Below are 15,910 nucleotides of genomic sequence, written 5' to 3' on the forward strand. Positions count from 1 at the left end.
AAAATTTCCCAAATAACATTGTACTCACCTTTTCTTAATATTCTTTATAGTGCAATTATAGCTGTCTCCGTTCCCCTTGTCAATCATGACCATGTACCATAAGCAACGATGGCCGCATTCATCGATAATCCGGACGCCGAAGTGTCGCTATAAAACGAACACCTTACCTCGCCGCCGCTTATCGTCGTACGCTTAAAATAGATTCGTCCGTCTATAGAACCATTCCCAAGAGATGTGACAAGATTGTTGATTGTTATGCCCGCAGGCACTTTCGAGAAATATAAGCTGGATGTAACATACTTTCCAACAGATAACGTCGTACATACGATCCCTGTGAACTGTTTTGCACCATAGAGTATCACAGTTCCGTCTGAATACTTTATTATCTTGTGCCACGACTCCAAACTTGTAATATCTGCTATATATAGTCTGCTATTCACCATATCCGACAGCACCTTCCCCTGCCGGGCATCTAGCGCATATCCTTCCTCTGTAGTTTCAATGTTATTCGCAATATTCACCGGACCGGCCGGACCCTGATCTCCTTTATCGCCTTTTGGTCCCTGGATTCCCTGCGGACCCGGTGCTCCAGCTGGGCCGGTATCACCCTTGTCGCCTTTTGGTCCTTGTGGGCCAGCCACTCCGGGGTCTCCTTTTATACCTTGCGGACCGGCTGTTCCGGGATCGCCTTTGGGTCCTGTGGCTCCGGTTGGTCCCTGAGCTCCAGCCGAGCCGGTATCTCCTTTTGGACCTGTGGCTCCCTGTGGTCCTGTAGCACCCGTCGGACCCTGCGGACCTGTCAGCCCCTGAGGTCCCGTCAAGCCCTGCGGTCCTGTAGCTCCGGTTGCGCCCTGAGGGCCCACCGGACCAGTCTCTCCTCTGTCACCCTTATCGCCTTTCGGACCGGTTGCAGGCACCTGCGTATCTGTATCACCTATGTACCAGTTTCCGTTGGCGCCGATATGCGGCGTGATACCGTCGTCTCCTCTTGCTTTGACTCCCGTGTCATAATTGTTGATAAACCAGTTTCCATTTTCACCGATATAAATTTCCGGTATGAAGTTTGTGTTTTCTTCCATTTTGTGTTCCTCCTCGTTATGTGATAGTTGTATCTTATCAACTGTCACCGGGACAAAGAGGGACACATGTCAGGTTGTTTTAAAACTTTGCATAAAAAGCCCCGGAAAACGTTGGTTTTCCGGGGTTCATATTAATCGTCAAAGGCTTCTTTCATTTTATCCATAAAGCCTTTCTTTTTTCCTTTTGTACCCTTCGTACCTTCATCTTTGTTCTGGTTCAGGGTATTTCCGGTCAGTTCATCGAACTTGCGGAGCGCCTCTTTCGCCTCGGAACTTAAGTGTTCCGGTGTCTGGATGATAAGGGTCACATAGTGGTCGCCGCGCACCTGGGCATTGCGAAGCGACGGTACCCCCTTGCCTTTTAAGCGCACTTTCGTGTCGGTCTTTGTTCCTGGTTTTACAGAGTAGAGTACATCGCCGTCCACGGTCTTGATCTTCACATCCGCGCCGAGCGCTGCCTGGGCAAATGAGATCGGCACGGTTGAGAATATGTGCATATCCTGACGCTGGAAGATCGGATGCCTTGAGACAACCACCTCAACGAGAAGGTCTCCCCTCGGTCCGCCGTTTGCGCCCGGCTCGCCTTTCTCTCTGATGCGCACGCTCTGTCCGTTGTCGATGCCGGCCGGGATAGATACTGCTATCTTTTTCTTGGACGCTACAAATCCTGTACCGGTACAATCCGGACATTTTTCCCGTATGATCTTACCGGTTCCATGACAGTCCGGACAAGTCTGTACATTCTGCACGGTGCCGAAGAAGGACTGCTGCGTGTAGACTACCTGTCCCTTGCCGCCGCACTTGGAGCATGTCTCCGGGGACGTCCCCTGCTTTGCGCCTGTACCGCCGCATTTCGGACATGGGTCTTTCAGCACGACCTCTATCTCTTTTTCACAGCCAAACACTGCCTCTTCAAATGTGATCCTCACGCTCTTGCGGATATTCATGCCTTTCATCGGACCCTGGCTTCCGCGTCCGCGCCGGCCGCTTCCGCCGAACAGATCGCCGAAGATATCTCCGAAGATATCACTGAAATCAGCCCCGCCGAAGTCAAAGCCTCCGAATCCTCCGGCGCCGCCTGCACCGCCTTCAAAGGCAGCGTGGCCGAACTGGTCATACTGACGGCGTTTTTCCGGGTCGCTGAGAACAGCGTAGGCTTCGGAAGCTTCCTTGAACTTCTTCTCCGCCTCCGCGTCTCCCGGGTTCATATCAGGGTGATATTTTTTGGCAACCTGTCTGTATGCCTTCTTTAAAGTTGCGTCGTCAGCATCTTTGCTGACACCGAGCACTTCATAGTAATCTCTCTTTGATTCTGCCATTGTTCATCCCTTTCCTTCATGGAAGTCGACAAAGACAAGTTCCGGGGGACCGGGCTTATACCGCCAGGTTCCCCGGAACAGCCTTCTTACACTGAGCTATAACCGTTCTGCCGAGTGCTCTTAGACTTCTTTGTAATCTCCGTCTACTACATCATCGCCTGCAAATCCGTCTGGTGCCGGACCTGCTCCTGCTCCCATGTCAGGACCCGGACCCTGCTGTCCTGCTCCTGCCTGCGCGCCGGCCTGTTCGTAAACTTTTGTGAACAACTTCTGGGCACTTTCCATCAGCTTTTCCTTACCTGCTTTGATCTCTGCGATCTGAGCGTCCGTAAGGGTCTCTGTATTTGCTTTTTCAAGAATCTCTTTCAATGCCTTGCAGTCAGCTTCTACCGCTTCTTTGTCTGCAGCGTCGATCTTGTCTCCGACTTCACCCATGGCTTTCTCTGTCTGGAATACAAGCGCATCCGCATCATTCTTCGCGTCAATGCCTTCTTTACGCTTCTTATCCTGTGCTTCAAATTCAGCTGCTTCTTTTACTGCCTTATCGATATCGTCGTCAGACATATTAGAGCCGGCTGTGATGGTGATGTGCTGCTCTTTGCCTGTGCCGAGGTCTTTTGCGGATACATTTACGATACCGTTGGCATCGATGTCAAATGTAACTTCGATCTGCGGGATTCCGCGCGGAGCCGGCGGGATTCCATCCAGTCTGAACTGGCCGAGTGACTTGTTGTCTTTGGCAAACTGTCTCTCACCCTGTACAACATTGATATCAACAGCTGTCTGATTGTCTGCGGCTGTGGAGAATATCTGGCTCTTCTTTGTCGGGATCGTCGTATTTCTCTCGATCAGTCTTGTAGCCACTCCGCCCATTGTCTCAATTGACAGTGACAGCGGCGTTACGTCGAGAAGAAGTACGTCGCCTGCGCCTGCGTCTCCGGCAAGCTTTCCGCCCTGTACGGATGCGCCGAGTGCAACACATTCGTCAGGATTCAGGGATTTACTTGGTTCTTTTCCTGTCAGACGCTTCACCTCTTCCTGAACAGCCGGGATACGTGTAGAACCGCCTACAAGCAGTACCTGGCCAAGTTCAGAAGAATTGAGGCCCGCGTCGGAGAGCGCTCTCTTAACCGGCTCTGCTGTCTTTTCTACAAGGTCGTGTGTCAGCTCGTCGAATTTGGCTCTTGTAAGGTTCATATCAAAATGCTTCGGTCCTTCAGATGTAGCTGTGATGAACGGAAGGTTGATGTTTGTCGTTGTAGCGGAGGACAACTCTTTCTTTGCCTTCTCTGCCGCTTCTTTCAGTCTCTGGAGCGCCATCTTGTCTGTGGACAGGTCAACGCCTTCATTTTTCTTAAATTCTGCCAGCATGTAGTCTGTGATCTTCTGGTCAAAGTCATCGCCGCCGAGTCTGTTATTACCTGCAGTAGACAATACTTCAATGACACCGTCGCCGATCTCAATGATAGATACGTCGAATGTTCCGCCGCCCAGGTCATATACCATGATCTTCTGCTCTTTTTCATTGTCAAGCCCGTAAGCGAGCGCTGCTGCCGTAGGCTCGTTGATGATACGCTTTACATCAAGTCCTGCGATCTTTCCTGCGTCTTTTGTAGCCTGGCGCTGAGCATCGTTGAAGTATGCAGGTACGGTGATGACCGCTTCCGTTACTTTCTCGCCGAGGTAGCCTTCCGCGTCGGCTTTCAGCTTCTGAAGAATCATTGCAGAGATCTCCTGCGGTGAAAACTTCTTGTCGTCGATCGTAACTTTGTAATCAGACCCCATCTCTCTCTTGATAGAAGAGATCGTCTTCTCAGCATTTGTGACTGCCTGACGTTTTGCAGGCTCACCTACAAGACGTTCTCCTGTCTTTGTGAATGCCACGACAGACGGTGTTGTTCTTGCACCTTCTGTATTTGCGATAACTGTCGGCTGTCCGCCTTCCATAACAGCTACACAGCTGTTTGTTGTTCCTAAGTCAATACCAATAATCTTGCCCATGATTTTTTCCTCCTGATTTTTATTTTCAAATTTAGTGTTAGTTTGCTACTTTTACCATACTGTGTCTCACTACAGAGTCACGGTACATATAACCTTTCTGGAATTCCTCCGCGATAATGTTCTCGCCGAGCGCCTCATCATCCACGTGCATCACCGCATTGTGGAAGTCCGGGTTGAACTCCTGGCCTACGGCCTCGATCGGCTTCACCCCTATCTCTTCCAGCGTCGTCATAAGCTGTTTGTAGATCTTATCCATTCCCTGTACAAACGGATTTTCCTTCTCCTCCGCTGCGGCGTCAAGTCCGCGCTCGAAGTTATCCACTACCGGAAGGATCTTTTCTATGATATCTTTCGCTCCTATCTCGTACATCTGTGATTTTTCTTTGTCCGTACGCTTGCGGAAGTTATCAAACTCTGCCATCTGACGGGTGAGTCTGTCCGTCAGTTCCTCGATCTTTTCATCTTTTTTATCTTTCTTTGGCTTCTTGCCAAATTTTTTGATCTTTTTGTCGGCCTTTTCAGCCTCGTCGGAATCCTCGTCCCCGCAGTTATCTTTGGCGTCTTCCGCCTCCTCTGCCGTCTTGCCGTCTGCCTCTGTGGCGCCTTCGGCCTCCTGATCTTCCGGCTGCTCATCCGCTGCTTCGGATGCCGCCTTTTTCGCTTCCTCCACTGCCTCTTTTACCATATCTTCTTTACTTTTGTTTTCCTGATTATTTTCCAAGGGTTCTTCCACCTTTCCTAGTCATTATTATGAAACATCTGGTCCAGCTCGTTCTGCAGCTTTTTCATAGATTTGAGCACATGTTCATAATCCATTCTCTTCGGTCCGATAATACCTATCGTGCCCTTCATCCCTTCGCCTAATTCATAGGTTGCGGTCACAACACTGCAGTCTTTCATCGTCTGTACCGGCGTCTCATCTCCTATATATACCTGAATGCCCGTATTGTCTTCCTGTGACAGTGTCTGGGTCACCAGCTCTGTCAGCTGCTGCTTCTCTTCAAAAGCGCTGATGATCTCCTGTGCGCTCTGCTTGTCGCTGAGCTCCGGATATTTGAAAATGTTCGTGGCGCCGCTTGTGTATATCTGCATCTCATCATCGACCTGGATCACATCCGCGACCGCATCGAGCACATGGCCGATGACCTCGCTGTGTATACCTGCCTGCTCTTTCAGCCTTGCGATCAGTCCCAGGTTGATATCTTCGATGGACATGCCATTGAGCGTCGTATTAAGCAGCATATTGAGCTTCAGCAGATTCTCATTGCTGACCGGCTCTTCCATGTCGATTATCTTATTCTTGATAACATTTCCTCCGAGCACGATAACTGCGATCACCTGCTCTTCGTCTACCTGCGAGAGCTGAAGGAATTTTATTTTATTGCCGCTGTTGAGCGGAGTGGATACCATGGTTGCATAATTCGTGCTGTTGGCCAGCACTTTTGCCGCCTGTTTCAGAAGCTGTTCCATCTTGTCTGCCTTGTCGAGCATCTGCTCCTGCATCTCATTCAGCTCCTGTTCCTTCTCCTCCATCAGCATATCTACATAGAGCCTGTATCCACGGTCTGAAGGAATACGCCCTGCCGATGTATGGGGCTGCAAGATGTATCCCATTTCTTCCAGATCCGACATCTCATTTCTGATCGTGGCAGAGCTGAGATTCAAGTCCGTGTACTTGGAAATGGTTCTGGAGCCGACCGGTTCCCCGGTCTCCAAATAGTTCTGGATGACCGCGTGAAGTATCTTCATCTTACGTTCGTCCAGCCTTTGTTCTGATACCATCTATTCGCCTCCTTTACCGGATTTTCAGCCTGTTAGCACTCTTTTAAACCGAGTGCTAATATCTTCGTTTATTAATGTATCACTATAGATTTTATTTGTCAACACTGTTTATACTTTTTTTATATTGAAACACAAAATATTCAGCGCCGCATAAATCACCTCATAAAGCCTCATTGCCCGGGCGACACAAAAATATCCGGGATAGCTGTCAATTTCTCATCTATCCCGGACTGTCTTTATTTCTATGGCCTATGTACCTGCCGCCTTTTAACTGAGCTCCGCTCTCTCTGCCTCCTCCGGCTTAAAATCATTTTCCAGATCGTAGATATTGTGGCCGGTCGATTCGCTGAGCACTCTTCCTTCCAGAGAATAGCACCGGATAAAACGCTTTCCGTCAACACTTGACCAATGTTCCACATCCCATGTAAGATAGCCGTCCTCGTCTGTCTTCTTCTCCTTCAGATACAGATCGACCTGGCGCCCGTCCTTCATTACATTTATAAGGCCTTTTGTGCCGTCGATCTCAACCTCTTCTTTTTTTACTGAATCATAAATCTTCATATAACATATCCTCCTGATCTTGTTTCGTTCTCATAAAATCATTATACCTGTATTGTCCGTAAAACTCAATGGCGCTTCCACATTTTAAAATTACACTTGACTTTTCTTCTGTACTATTATATTATTGTACTAAATCAATAGTACAATTTGCAATACACATAAAGGAGGCATTTACATGAGTGTTATACTGAGAACGAACCATATCACAAAACGGTACGGCAGCCGCCCTGTAGTCAGTGATCTTTCTATGACGATACATAAAGGTGACATCTACGGGTTTATCGGAAAAAACGGAGCCGGAAAGACTACCCTCATCCGGATGATCACCGGTCTCGCCGCGCCAAGCGACGGAAATATCCTTCTGTTTGGAAAGCCCGACCTTCTCGAAGGCCGCAGGAAGATCGGCACAGTCATCGAATCTCCCGCATTTTATCCCGGCATGACCGCCCGGGAGAATCTGATCGCTCAGTGCAGGCTTCAGGGAGAAGACACCGCCCAGGCGGACGAGATTCTGGCGCTTGTAGGCCTTGACGACACAGGAAAGAAAAAAGCCAAAAACTTTTCTCTCGGAATGCGCCAGCGGCTTGCCATCGCCATCGCCTTAACCGGCAGCCCGGAACTGCTCATCCTCGACGAGCCGACTAACGGACTGGACCCGGAAGGCATAAAGGAGATCCGTGAACTGATCCTTAAGTTAAATAAGGAACGGGAGATCACAGTCCTTATTTCAAGCCACATTCTGGGGGAGTTGTCCAAGTTTGCCACGAGATACGGCATAATACATCAGGGGAAACTGATCGAAGAATTCACAGAGGACGAACTGTGGGAGCGCTGCCACGGCTCTGACCCTCATAAGTCCATGGATCTGGAAGATTATTTCTTAAAAAGAATAGGAGGTATGTAAGATGAGGAACTTGCTTAGAAATGACTTTTATAAATTAGGGAAGGCAAAATATTTCTGGGTATGCCTGATCGTGACCGTCGTGCTCGCCGCCGCTTCGGTCTTCCTGTTGGATTTCACCTACAAGATCGCCGGAGATCAGATGTCCGCACAGATGGAACAGCAGCAGAAAGCGCTGGATGATAACGGGGTAAATATAACGACGGAAGGCGTGCCGGCAAGCTACGATGAACTGAGCGCCTCCGGGCAGCTGCTCTCTTTCTTCGCCGGCAACACGACACTTTTGCTTGCAGTGCTCGTCTCCCTCTTTGTCGGAAGTGAATTTAATAACGGTACGATCAAAAATATCGCTTCCAGGAATTACAGCCGCGGCAAGATCTATTTATCAAAACTTATCGTATGCATCATCACGGGTGTCGTATTTACACTCATATATGCCGCTGTCTCAACTGCCGTTTCATCTGCGCTCTGGGGCTTTGGCGACATATCCGCCGGCTACTGGCCCGAATTTTTTAAAGCCGCGGGGATTGAACTGCTGCTCGGAAGCGCCTTTGTATCTATCTTTGTCATGTTCAGTATGCTCATCCGGCAAAACGGCGGTTCACTTGCGGCGAATATATGCTTTCTTGAATTCATCTCACTTCTTGTCATGCTAGGAGAGATGCTTCTCAAAAAGCTGTTCCACATAACCGCCACACTGTCGAACTACCTCATAGACACAAATATGACCGCCGTGTCCGCCGGGCTTACCCGGGCGACCGCCATACGCGGCGTCACAGTCGCCGTGTGCTTTCTGGCTGCCGCAGCGATTATCGGCATCGTCAGCTTTCAGAAACGGGATATCAAATAAGAAAAGAGATGCCGCAGCCTGCTGTAATTCACAGTGGACTGCGGCATTTTTCTCTATCATTTATCTGCTGCGTATATATTCCATCCATTCACTTATCTTTTTCTCATATCCGTTGCTGCCGGCTTCATAAAACCGTGTCCCGGCGATCTCGGACGGAAGGTACTGCTGCTCCACATAATGATGCGGATAATCGTGGGCATATTTATAGCCGATCCCGTGCCCGATCTTCTTTGCGCCCCCGTAATGTGAATCCTGAAGGTGCGGAGGCACTGTCGTCTTATGCTGTCTCACATTCTCCATAGCGTCTGCGATCGCATTTACCGCCGAGTTGCTCTTTGGCGCCGTCGCAACATAGAGTACCGCCTGGGAAAGGATGATCTGCGCCTCCGGCATGCCTATACGCTCCGCGGCCTGGGCTGCGGACACGGCGACGTTCAGCGCCATAGGATCCGCGTTTCCCACATCCTCAGAGGCACAGATCATGATCCTTCTGGCAATAAACTTGATGTCCTCTCCCGCATACAGCATCTTGGCGAGATAATACACCGCGGCATCCGGGTCGGAACCGCGCATGCTCTTTATAAACGCCGAGATCGTATCATAATGATTGTCCCCGGACTTGTCATACCGGACGACTCTCTTTTGAATACACTCAGACGCCACGTCCAGCGTGATGTGGATCTTACCGTCCTCACTCCGCTCCGTCGTCAGAACGCCCAGCTCCACCGCATTCAGGGCATTTCTCGCATCGCCTCCGGCAATGTCGGCAAGGAATTCCAGAGCGTCCTCCTCTATGACGGCCTGGTAGCTTCCCATCCCTTTTTCCACATCCGTAAGCGCCCGGCGGATCAGCGTCCTGATGTCTTCCTTGTCAAGCGGATGCAGCTCAAAGATGCTGGAGCGGGAAATAAGCGCCCCGTTCACTTCAAAATACGGATTTTCAGTCGTTGCGCCGATGAGTATGAGCGTTCCGTCCTCCACGAACGGAAGAAGATAATCCTGCTGCCCTTTGTTGAACCGGTGGATCTCATCGACAAAAAGGATCGTCCTCTTCTGATACATCCCCTGAAGTTCTTTTGCGTGTTTTACGACTTCTTCCATGTCCTTCTTGCCTGCCACCGTCGCATTGATCTGTGTAAACTCTGCGCTCGTCGTGTTGGCTATCACTTTGGCAAGGGTCGTCTTGCCTGTCCCCGGAGGACCGTAAAATATAATGGAGCTCAGCTTGTCCGCCTTGATAGCCCTGTACAGGAGCTTGTCCTTTCCGATGATATGCTGCTGGCCCACCACTTCATCCAGCGTTGCAGGCCTGAGTCTGGAGGCCAGCGGAGCCTCATTATCCATATTCTTTTCTCTGGCGTAATCAAATAAATCCATTTCTTTCTTCACCTCTCTGACGGGGGTCTGTCCCCTCTGCCTCATTTTCACAGGGGTATGTCCCCTTTGCCGCGCTGCCTGCCATGATATCCCTGACCGCTTCGCCTGCTATGAGCAGCCCCGCAACAGGCGGAACAAAGGAAATGCTTCCGGGCAGAGAACGCCTGCTTCCCTTGTCTTCTTCGGATGCTCTGGCAGATATATCCACCGGCTTCTCTTTTGAATACAGTACCTTCAGATGACGGATGCCCCGCGCCCTCAGTTCTCTGCGCATCACCTTGCAGAGCGGGCAGACCGAAGTCCTGCTGATATCCGCGATCTCAAACAGTTCCGCGTGCAGTTTGTTGCCTGTCCCCATACTGCTGATGACAGGTATCCCGTATTCCAGCGCTTTCTCTACTACCGCCAGTTTGGCGGTGACCGTATCTATCGCATCTATGACATAGTCCGGACGCTGCGAAAACAGCTCCTCCACATTGTCCGGCAGTACGAAAGTCTCATAAGTCACCACCTCCGTCTCCGGACAGATATCTTTTATCCTTTCCCGCATCACTTCCGTCTTAAACCGTCCGATCGTACTGTGTGCGGCGATGGACTGGCGGTTGATGTTCGTCAGTGATACGGTGTCATTGTCCACGAGGACGAGACGGCCGACGCCGCACCGCGCCAGCGCTTCAATACAGTGTGAACCGACACCGCCGACACCGAGCACCATCACGGTGCTCTTTCTTAATATATGAAGCTTCTCTGCCCCGATCAGCAGTTCTGTCCTTGAAAATTCATTTATCATAATGTAAAGCCCTGCTCCTTTTATTCCATGATCAATTTATCTGCTGTCACGAACTCAAACCCTTTTTTCTGCAGGATGTCAACAATTCTAAGAGCCGCATCCACAGAGGATTCATAACAGTCGTGCAATAGAATAATATCATTTTCCTCCGTTTCCGTCACTACCTTATTCACAATTTCATCTGTATTCTCTGTCGTCCAGTCAAGCGGGTCCACCGACCACATCACAGGCATCACATCCATCTCAAGCTCCAGATTCTTCTGCCATACGCCGAAAGGCGGGCGCATGTATTCCACGTGTTCTCCTGTGACAGAGGATATCACCTTATCGGTGTCCTCAATTTCTTTCCTGGCCTCCTCGTCAGACTTTTTTGTGATGTCCACATGATGGTATGTATGATTTCCAATAAGGTGCCCTTCCTCGTATATGCGTTTCACAAGATCCGGGTTGTCTTTTGCGTTCATGCCGATCAGGAAAAATGTGGCCTTCACCCCTCTTTTTTTCAGTCCGTCCAGCAGCCTGCCCGTACACTGGGCATTGGGGCCGTCATCAAAGGTGAGGGCGATCCTGGGCGCCTCCCTGACGACCGAAGAATCTACGAAATCGACTGCTTCTTTCAGTTGTCCGGAATCTTCTGCTCCTGTTTTGTTATTCAGATCCATTGATATGCCAAGTATGCTGAACAGGCAAAGCGTATATGCCAATCCACAAAAATAAAGCACTTTATGTCTGCCCGGCCTGCCAGGTATTGCGCGTCTTTTATTCTGATGCTCCACGTTACAGCCTCTTCCTTCTTTCTGACCTGTATACTTCTCTAATGTATATGAATCATAAGAAATTAGTATGAGGCTGATTGCATTATATTTTTTATGGTGGTATAATAGCCCTTGCTGTACTATAACACAAAGGAGGACTCACACATGCCAGAAATACAGAAGCAAGAAAATAAAATGGGTGTTATGCCAATTCCCAGACTGTTAATTACCATGTCCCTGCCAATGATGCTTTCTATGCTCGTGCAGGCTTTATATAATATCGTGGACAGTATGTTTGTCGCCCAGCTCAGCGAAGACGCCCTGACTGCGGTCTCACTCGCCTTCCCGATCCAGACACTGATGATCGCGGTAGCTGCCGGAACCGGTGTAGGCATCAACGCGCTGCTCTCTCGCAACCTTGGGGAAAAGAATTACGAAGGCGCCAACGATGCCGCCAGAAACGGTCTTTTCCTCGGTCTCATCAGCTGTGTCGTATTCGCGGTGCTCGGCGGGATCGGTTCACACTTTTTCTTTGCCATACAGACAGACAACGACGTCATTGTAACATACGGCACACAGTATCTCACGATCATAACTGTGCTCTCCTTCGGCATCTTTCTGCAGATCACGTTCGAGCGTCTGCTTCAGTCAACGGGAAAGACGATCTATAATATGATCACCCAGGGCACCGGCGCTGTCATCAATATCATTCTTGACCCGATCCTTATCTTTGGTCTGTTCGGCTTTCCGAGACTTGAGGTCGCAGGAGCAGCCATAGCTACCGTGATCGGACAGATCGTAGCAGTGACCATGTCATTTTTCTTCAACCTGAAGAAAAACAGGGAGATCAATATCAACATGCGGGGATTCCGTCCTCACGGAAGAACGATCGCCGTCATATACGAAGTCGGCATCCCTTCCATTATCATGCAGGCTATCGGCTCGGTCATGACATTTGGAATGAACAAGATTCTCCTCATGTTCTCCTCCACGGCGGCCGCCGTATTCGGAGTGTATTTCAAGCTGCAAAGCTTCGTCTTCATGCCCATTTTCGGGCTGAACAACGGCATGATCCCGATCATAGCCTTCAATTACGGAGCCAGAAATAAAAAGCGCATCACAGATACGACAAAACTGAGCGTGATCATAGCGGTCGTCATCATGCTGGCCGGTTTCGTTATCTTCCAGACATCGTCCGGTTTCCTGCTGAAAACATTGTTCGACGCTTCTGACAATATGATCGAGATCGGCGTTCCGGCGCTTCGGATCATAAGTCTCAGCTTCCTGTTTGCCGGATACTGTATCATCGTAGGCTCCGTCTTCCAGGCGCTCGGAAACGGTATGTACAGTCTCATCGTATCCGTCGCGAGACAGCTTATCGTGATCCTGCCCGTCGCCTATATTTTCGCGACAGTGTTCGGACTCCACATGGTATGGTGGTCCATCCCCATCGCAGAGATCGTGTCCGTGATTCTCTCCACACTTCTGCTAAAGAGAATCTACCGGCTGAAAGTAAGGCCGCTGGGGGAGCAGTGATTGGGGATTTTGTTGTAGGGATTTGAACAGCTGCAGCGTACGGCAGAAAAACGGCGGCAGGGAGCTGCGGGACATCTCCTATGAATCAAATTCCTTCAACGCGTAAGATTCCCTGGGTAAACCTTAATGGATTAACACTGTGGCAATTACCTTCGGATCCCCATCTATAAATGCGTGCCTGACACACCATAAACTAATATTCACAAACTCTGTTCCTCAGAAACGAGTCTACCCATTTGAGCGTCCCGAGACGGCCTTCAGTTGGGAATGTTTACCGTCTGGAGATGAACAGGCAAAGGGGGCGGGTGTACAGGGTGTGCAGAAGCGCGTTCGGAGGCGGGCGAGGAAGCTGTTGCTGCAGAAGGAGCCGGAATCAGACACGGGAATGTTATCACAAATAACATTCCCGAGAGCCTCTGAGGGAGGAAATCCTTTCAGGATTTCATTCCGAATAGGCTCGGTTGTCTGATTCCGGCTCCTTCTGAAGTTACAGCTTCCCGACTGCCGGAGCGCGCTTCTGCACACCCTGTACACCCGCCCCCTTTGCCGTCCACCGCCACACAAAACACCCCCAACTACCACTTCTTTTTCACACTCCACCCGAACTTCCCAAGCTTTCTGCCCAGCGTCATATACTCCCCGTGGGAGTAAGCCAGAAGACCGGAAGCGTTCAGCTCAAACTTTCCTTTTTTGTCCATATAGTCCTCATCCGCCTGTACGGCGGCAACTTCTGCCATAAACATATGGTGGGTCCCCAGTTCTTTTATCTCGGTCACCCTGCATTCTATATTTACCGGGCTCTCCTCGATCACAGGCGCATAAGAAAGCTTCTGTGCCTTTCCCTTTGTGAGCTTCATCTCTTTCCATTTATCCACATCTCTGCCTGACTTTACCCCGCACCAGTCTGTAGCTCTGGCAAGGCGTTCTGTCGTCAGGTTGACGACAAACTCCCCGGTCTCCTTTATCATATGGTAAGAATACCGCTCCGGCCTTACTGAGATATAAAGCATGGCAGGGTCGGAACAGATGGTCCCTGTCCACGCCACTGTGATGATGTTCGACTCCCCGCTTTTATCAGCTGTGCTGACCATGACAGCCGGCAGCGGATAGAGCATATTTCCCGGTTTCCATAACTGTTTTCCCATTCTTTTCCCTTTCCCCGGCGCGGCTTACTGCTGCAGCACTCCAACGAGCGCAGGTATGAGCTGCTTCTTGCGTGACACCACGCCCTTCAGTATGATTTTCTCAGAGTCTTCCGGCAGATCGAACGCGTCCGTCACATATGCTTTCGCGCCTGTGCCGCAGCACATAAGCTCTGTGGATTCACCCAGTATATCTGTCAGCATGAAATAGATCATCTGCAGGTTGTGCTCTTTCAACACCTTCGGGAGATGTTCCTTGAGCATATCCTTGATCTCCGCCAGCTCTTCCCTGCTCATGGAATTGATCTGTCCAACGCCGAATACGGCGTCGTTGACCGTGAACTGCTTGAAATCCTGGAAACAGATATCTTCCGCGCTCTTGCCCTTCAGACTGCTTCCGGCGTTGAACATCTCCTTGGCCATCTCTTCCATATTGATGTCCGCGATCTTTGCCAGCTTCCTGGCCGTCTGCTCATCCAGCGCCGTGCAGGTCGGTGAGCGGAATAAGAGCGTATCTGATATGATCGCACAGCAGAGCAGGCCCGCCATCGTGCGTCCCGGCTTTATACCTGCCTCCTCGTACATCTGGCAGATGATCGTAGCCGTACAGCCGACCGGCTGGTTGCGGAAGAACACCGGACCCATCGTCTCTATGCTGCCGAGTCTGTGATGATCGATGATCTCTACGATCTCCGCCTCCTCAATGCCGTCCACTGCCTGGGACTTCTCATTGTGGTCCACAAGGATCACTTTCTTCTTACTCACATCCATGAACCGCCGCCTGGATATAAAGCCCTTGAACCGCCCGTGCCGGTCCAGTATCGGGAAATCACGGAATTTCTTCTTCGTCATCACCTCTTTGATATCTTCCACATAATCACTCATACGGAACGTCGTGAGAGGCCCCTGGCTCATAAAATGCTTCACCGGTATGCTCTGGTTGATCAGTCTCGCCGCGGTGAACGTGTCGTGGGGTGTGCTGATTATGACAATGCTCTGCTCTTCTGCTTTCAGGATAAGTTCCTCCGGCACCTCAGCCCCCTGACACACTACGATGCAGCTTGCGTCCACATCCACGGCGCACGCCTGTGACTCATACCGGTTGCCGAGTATCACGAGATCATCCTTCTCGATAAATTCTGCCATCAGATCCGGGTTGGATGCCCCGATGGCCACCTTCCCTTTCGTAAAATATCCGTGTTCATTCCCTGTGACAAGCCTGCCGTCCAGCGTCCTGATAATGTTCTTGTACTGCGTCTTGGCCTTGGACAGGATCGTACTGTCATACACCTCCATGTAGGAAGTGGCGATATCCCCGGTAGAGATGACCCCCACCAGCTCATCCTCCTTCAGCACAGGGATCGTCTTTACATTATTCGCCTTCATCTTTGCCCACGTATCCTTGATGGACACATTTGGCGCAACCCCGTCTATTTTGTGTATATCCATATCTTTAACCTGAAGCTTTACATTTGACAGAAGCGCCGGAGGCTCCACACCGAACTTCTCCAGCACATAATGTGTCTCCTCATTGATCTGTCCGGCTCTTCTGGCAACATACTCTTCCCCGGTGATCTCTTTTTTCAAATACGCATATGCGATAGCGGAACAGACCGAGTCCGTATCCGGATTCTTATGCCCGACCACATACACTTTCCCAGCTTTTTTTCCCATGGTTTCACTCCTTGCAAATTGACCTCTAATAGTAAGAGTGCCATTTTTTGCAGTTTTCGTCAACCTAATTTTTCCACATATATGTTTTTTTCTTTGAACATCCTGTACCTTTTATGCTATACTATTAATAATGTCACATGTCA

14 protein-coding genes are annotated in these 15,910 nt (G+C 50.1%); 3 read left to right on the forward strand and 11 right to left on the reverse strand.

Annotation, left to right across the window (positions count from 1 at the left end; translation table 11 throughout):
- Positions 1 to 83: 83 nt before the first annotated feature.
- The 6 genes from LAJLEIBI_RS18695 to LAJLEIBI_RS10445 form a co-directional block, all read right to left on the reverse strand.
- Positions 84 to 1,079 (reverse strand): collagen-like domain-containing protein, encoded by a 996-nt coding sequence (locus LAJLEIBI_RS18695; RefSeq protein WP_050765467.1) that lies wholly within the window; start codon positions 1,077 to 1,079, stop codon positions 84 to 86.
- 131 nt (positions 1,080 to 1,210) lie between these two features.
- Positions 1,211 to 2,398, reverse strand: a complete 1,188-nt coding sequence (gene dnaJ / locus LAJLEIBI_RS10425; RefSeq protein WP_138262075.1) for a molecular chaperone DnaJ — start codon at positions 2,396 to 2,398, stop codon at positions 1,211 to 1,213.
- 120 nt (positions 2,399 to 2,518) lie between these two features.
- Positions 2,519 to 4,399, reverse strand: coding sequence for a molecular chaperone DnaK (dnaK, locus tag LAJLEIBI_RS10430; protein WP_006442003.1), 1,881 nt, complete (start codon positions 4,397 to 4,399; stop codon positions 2,519 to 2,521).
- A gap of 37 nt (positions 4,400 to 4,436) precedes the next feature.
- On the reverse strand, positions 4,437 to 5,132 hold the full coding sequence (grpE, locus tag LAJLEIBI_RS10435; RefSeq protein WP_006442004.1) for a nucleotide exchange factor GrpE: 696 nt from the start codon (positions 5,130 to 5,132) through the stop codon (positions 4,437 to 4,439).
- A 5-nt stretch (positions 5,133 to 5,137) separates the two neighbouring features.
- Positions 5,138 to 6,181 (reverse strand): heat-inducible transcriptional repressor HrcA, encoded by a 1,044-nt coding sequence (hrcA, locus tag LAJLEIBI_RS10440; RefSeq protein ID WP_006442005.1) that lies wholly within the window; start codon positions 6,179 to 6,181, stop codon positions 5,138 to 5,140.
- Positions 6,182 to 6,448: 267 nt separating this feature from the next.
- The gene (locus LAJLEIBI_RS10445) at positions 6,449 to 6,742 is read right to left on the reverse strand and encodes a hypothetical protein (RefSeq protein WP_006442006.1); all 294 of its coding nucleotides are present in this window, start codon (positions 6,740 to 6,742) and stop codon (positions 6,449 to 6,451) included.
- Positions 6,743 to 6,917: 175 nt separating this feature from the next.
- Between LAJLEIBI_RS10445 and LAJLEIBI_RS10450 the strand changes: the two genes are divergently transcribed.
- The gene (locus tag LAJLEIBI_RS10450) at positions 6,918 to 7,646 is read left to right on the forward strand and encodes an ABC transporter ATP-binding protein (RefSeq protein ID WP_040434705.1); all 729 of its coding nucleotides are present in this window, start codon (positions 6,918 to 6,920) and stop codon (positions 7,644 to 7,646) included.
- A 1-nt stretch (position 7,647) separates the two neighbouring features.
- Entirely contained in the window at positions 7,648 to 8,493 is an 846-nt protein-coding gene (locus LAJLEIBI_RS10455; protein ID WP_006442008.1) for an ABC transporter permease, read from the forward strand.
- 60 nt (positions 8,494 to 8,553) lie between these two features.
- On the opposite strand, the gene LAJLEIBI_RS10460 is transcribed toward LAJLEIBI_RS10455, so the two are convergent.
- Genes LAJLEIBI_RS10460 through LAJLEIBI_RS10470 form a run of 3 tightly spaced genes read right to left on the reverse strand, consistent with a single transcriptional unit; the run spans position 8,554 to position 11,322 of the window.
- Positions 8,554 to 9,870, reverse strand: coding sequence for a replication-associated recombination protein A (locus LAJLEIBI_RS10460; protein WP_006442009.1), 1,317 nt, complete (start codon positions 9,868 to 9,870; stop codon positions 8,554 to 8,556).
- Positions 9,857 to 10,660: a tRNA threonylcarbamoyladenosine dehydratase gene (locus LAJLEIBI_RS10465; protein ID WP_006442010.1), complete on the reverse strand. Its 804-nt coding sequence runs from the start codon at positions 10,658 to 10,660 to the stop codon at positions 9,857 to 9,859. Before LAJLEIBI_RS10465 ends, LAJLEIBI_RS10460 begins: the two co-directional genes overlap by 14 nt.
- A gap of 20 nt (positions 10,661 to 10,680) precedes the next feature.
- Positions 10,681 to 11,322, reverse strand: coding sequence for a polysaccharide deacetylase family protein (locus tag LAJLEIBI_RS10470; protein ID WP_006442011.1), 642 nt, complete (start codon positions 11,320 to 11,322; stop codon positions 10,681 to 10,683).
- Between the two features lie 258 nt (positions 11,323 to 11,580).
- Here LAJLEIBI_RS10470 and LAJLEIBI_RS10475 point away from each other — a divergent pair, with 258 nt between their 5' ends.
- Complete coding sequence (locus LAJLEIBI_RS10475) at positions 11,581 to 12,951, forward strand: MATE family efflux transporter (RefSeq protein WP_006442012.1); 1,371 nt, start codon at positions 11,581 to 11,583, stop codon at positions 12,949 to 12,951.
- 575 nt (positions 12,952 to 13,526) lie between these two features.
- On the opposite strand, the gene LAJLEIBI_RS10480 is transcribed toward LAJLEIBI_RS10475, so the two are convergent.
- A complete protein-coding gene (locus tag LAJLEIBI_RS10480; RefSeq protein WP_006442014.1) occupies positions 13,527 to 14,096 on the reverse strand; it encodes a flavin reductase family protein in 570 nt (189 codons plus the stop codon).
- 24 nt (positions 14,097 to 14,120) lie between these two features.
- A complete protein-coding gene (locus tag LAJLEIBI_RS10485) occupies positions 14,121 to 15,767 on the reverse strand; it encodes a putative manganese-dependent inorganic diphosphatase (protein ID WP_006442015.1) in 1,647 nt (548 codons plus the stop codon).
- Positions 15,768 to 15,910: the final 143 nt, after the last annotated feature.

The sequence above is a fragment of the [Clostridium] hylemonae DSM 15053 genome (assembly GCF_008281175.1).
GTDB lineage: Bacteria > Bacillota > Clostridia > Lachnospirales > Lachnospiraceae > Extibacter > Extibacter hylemonae.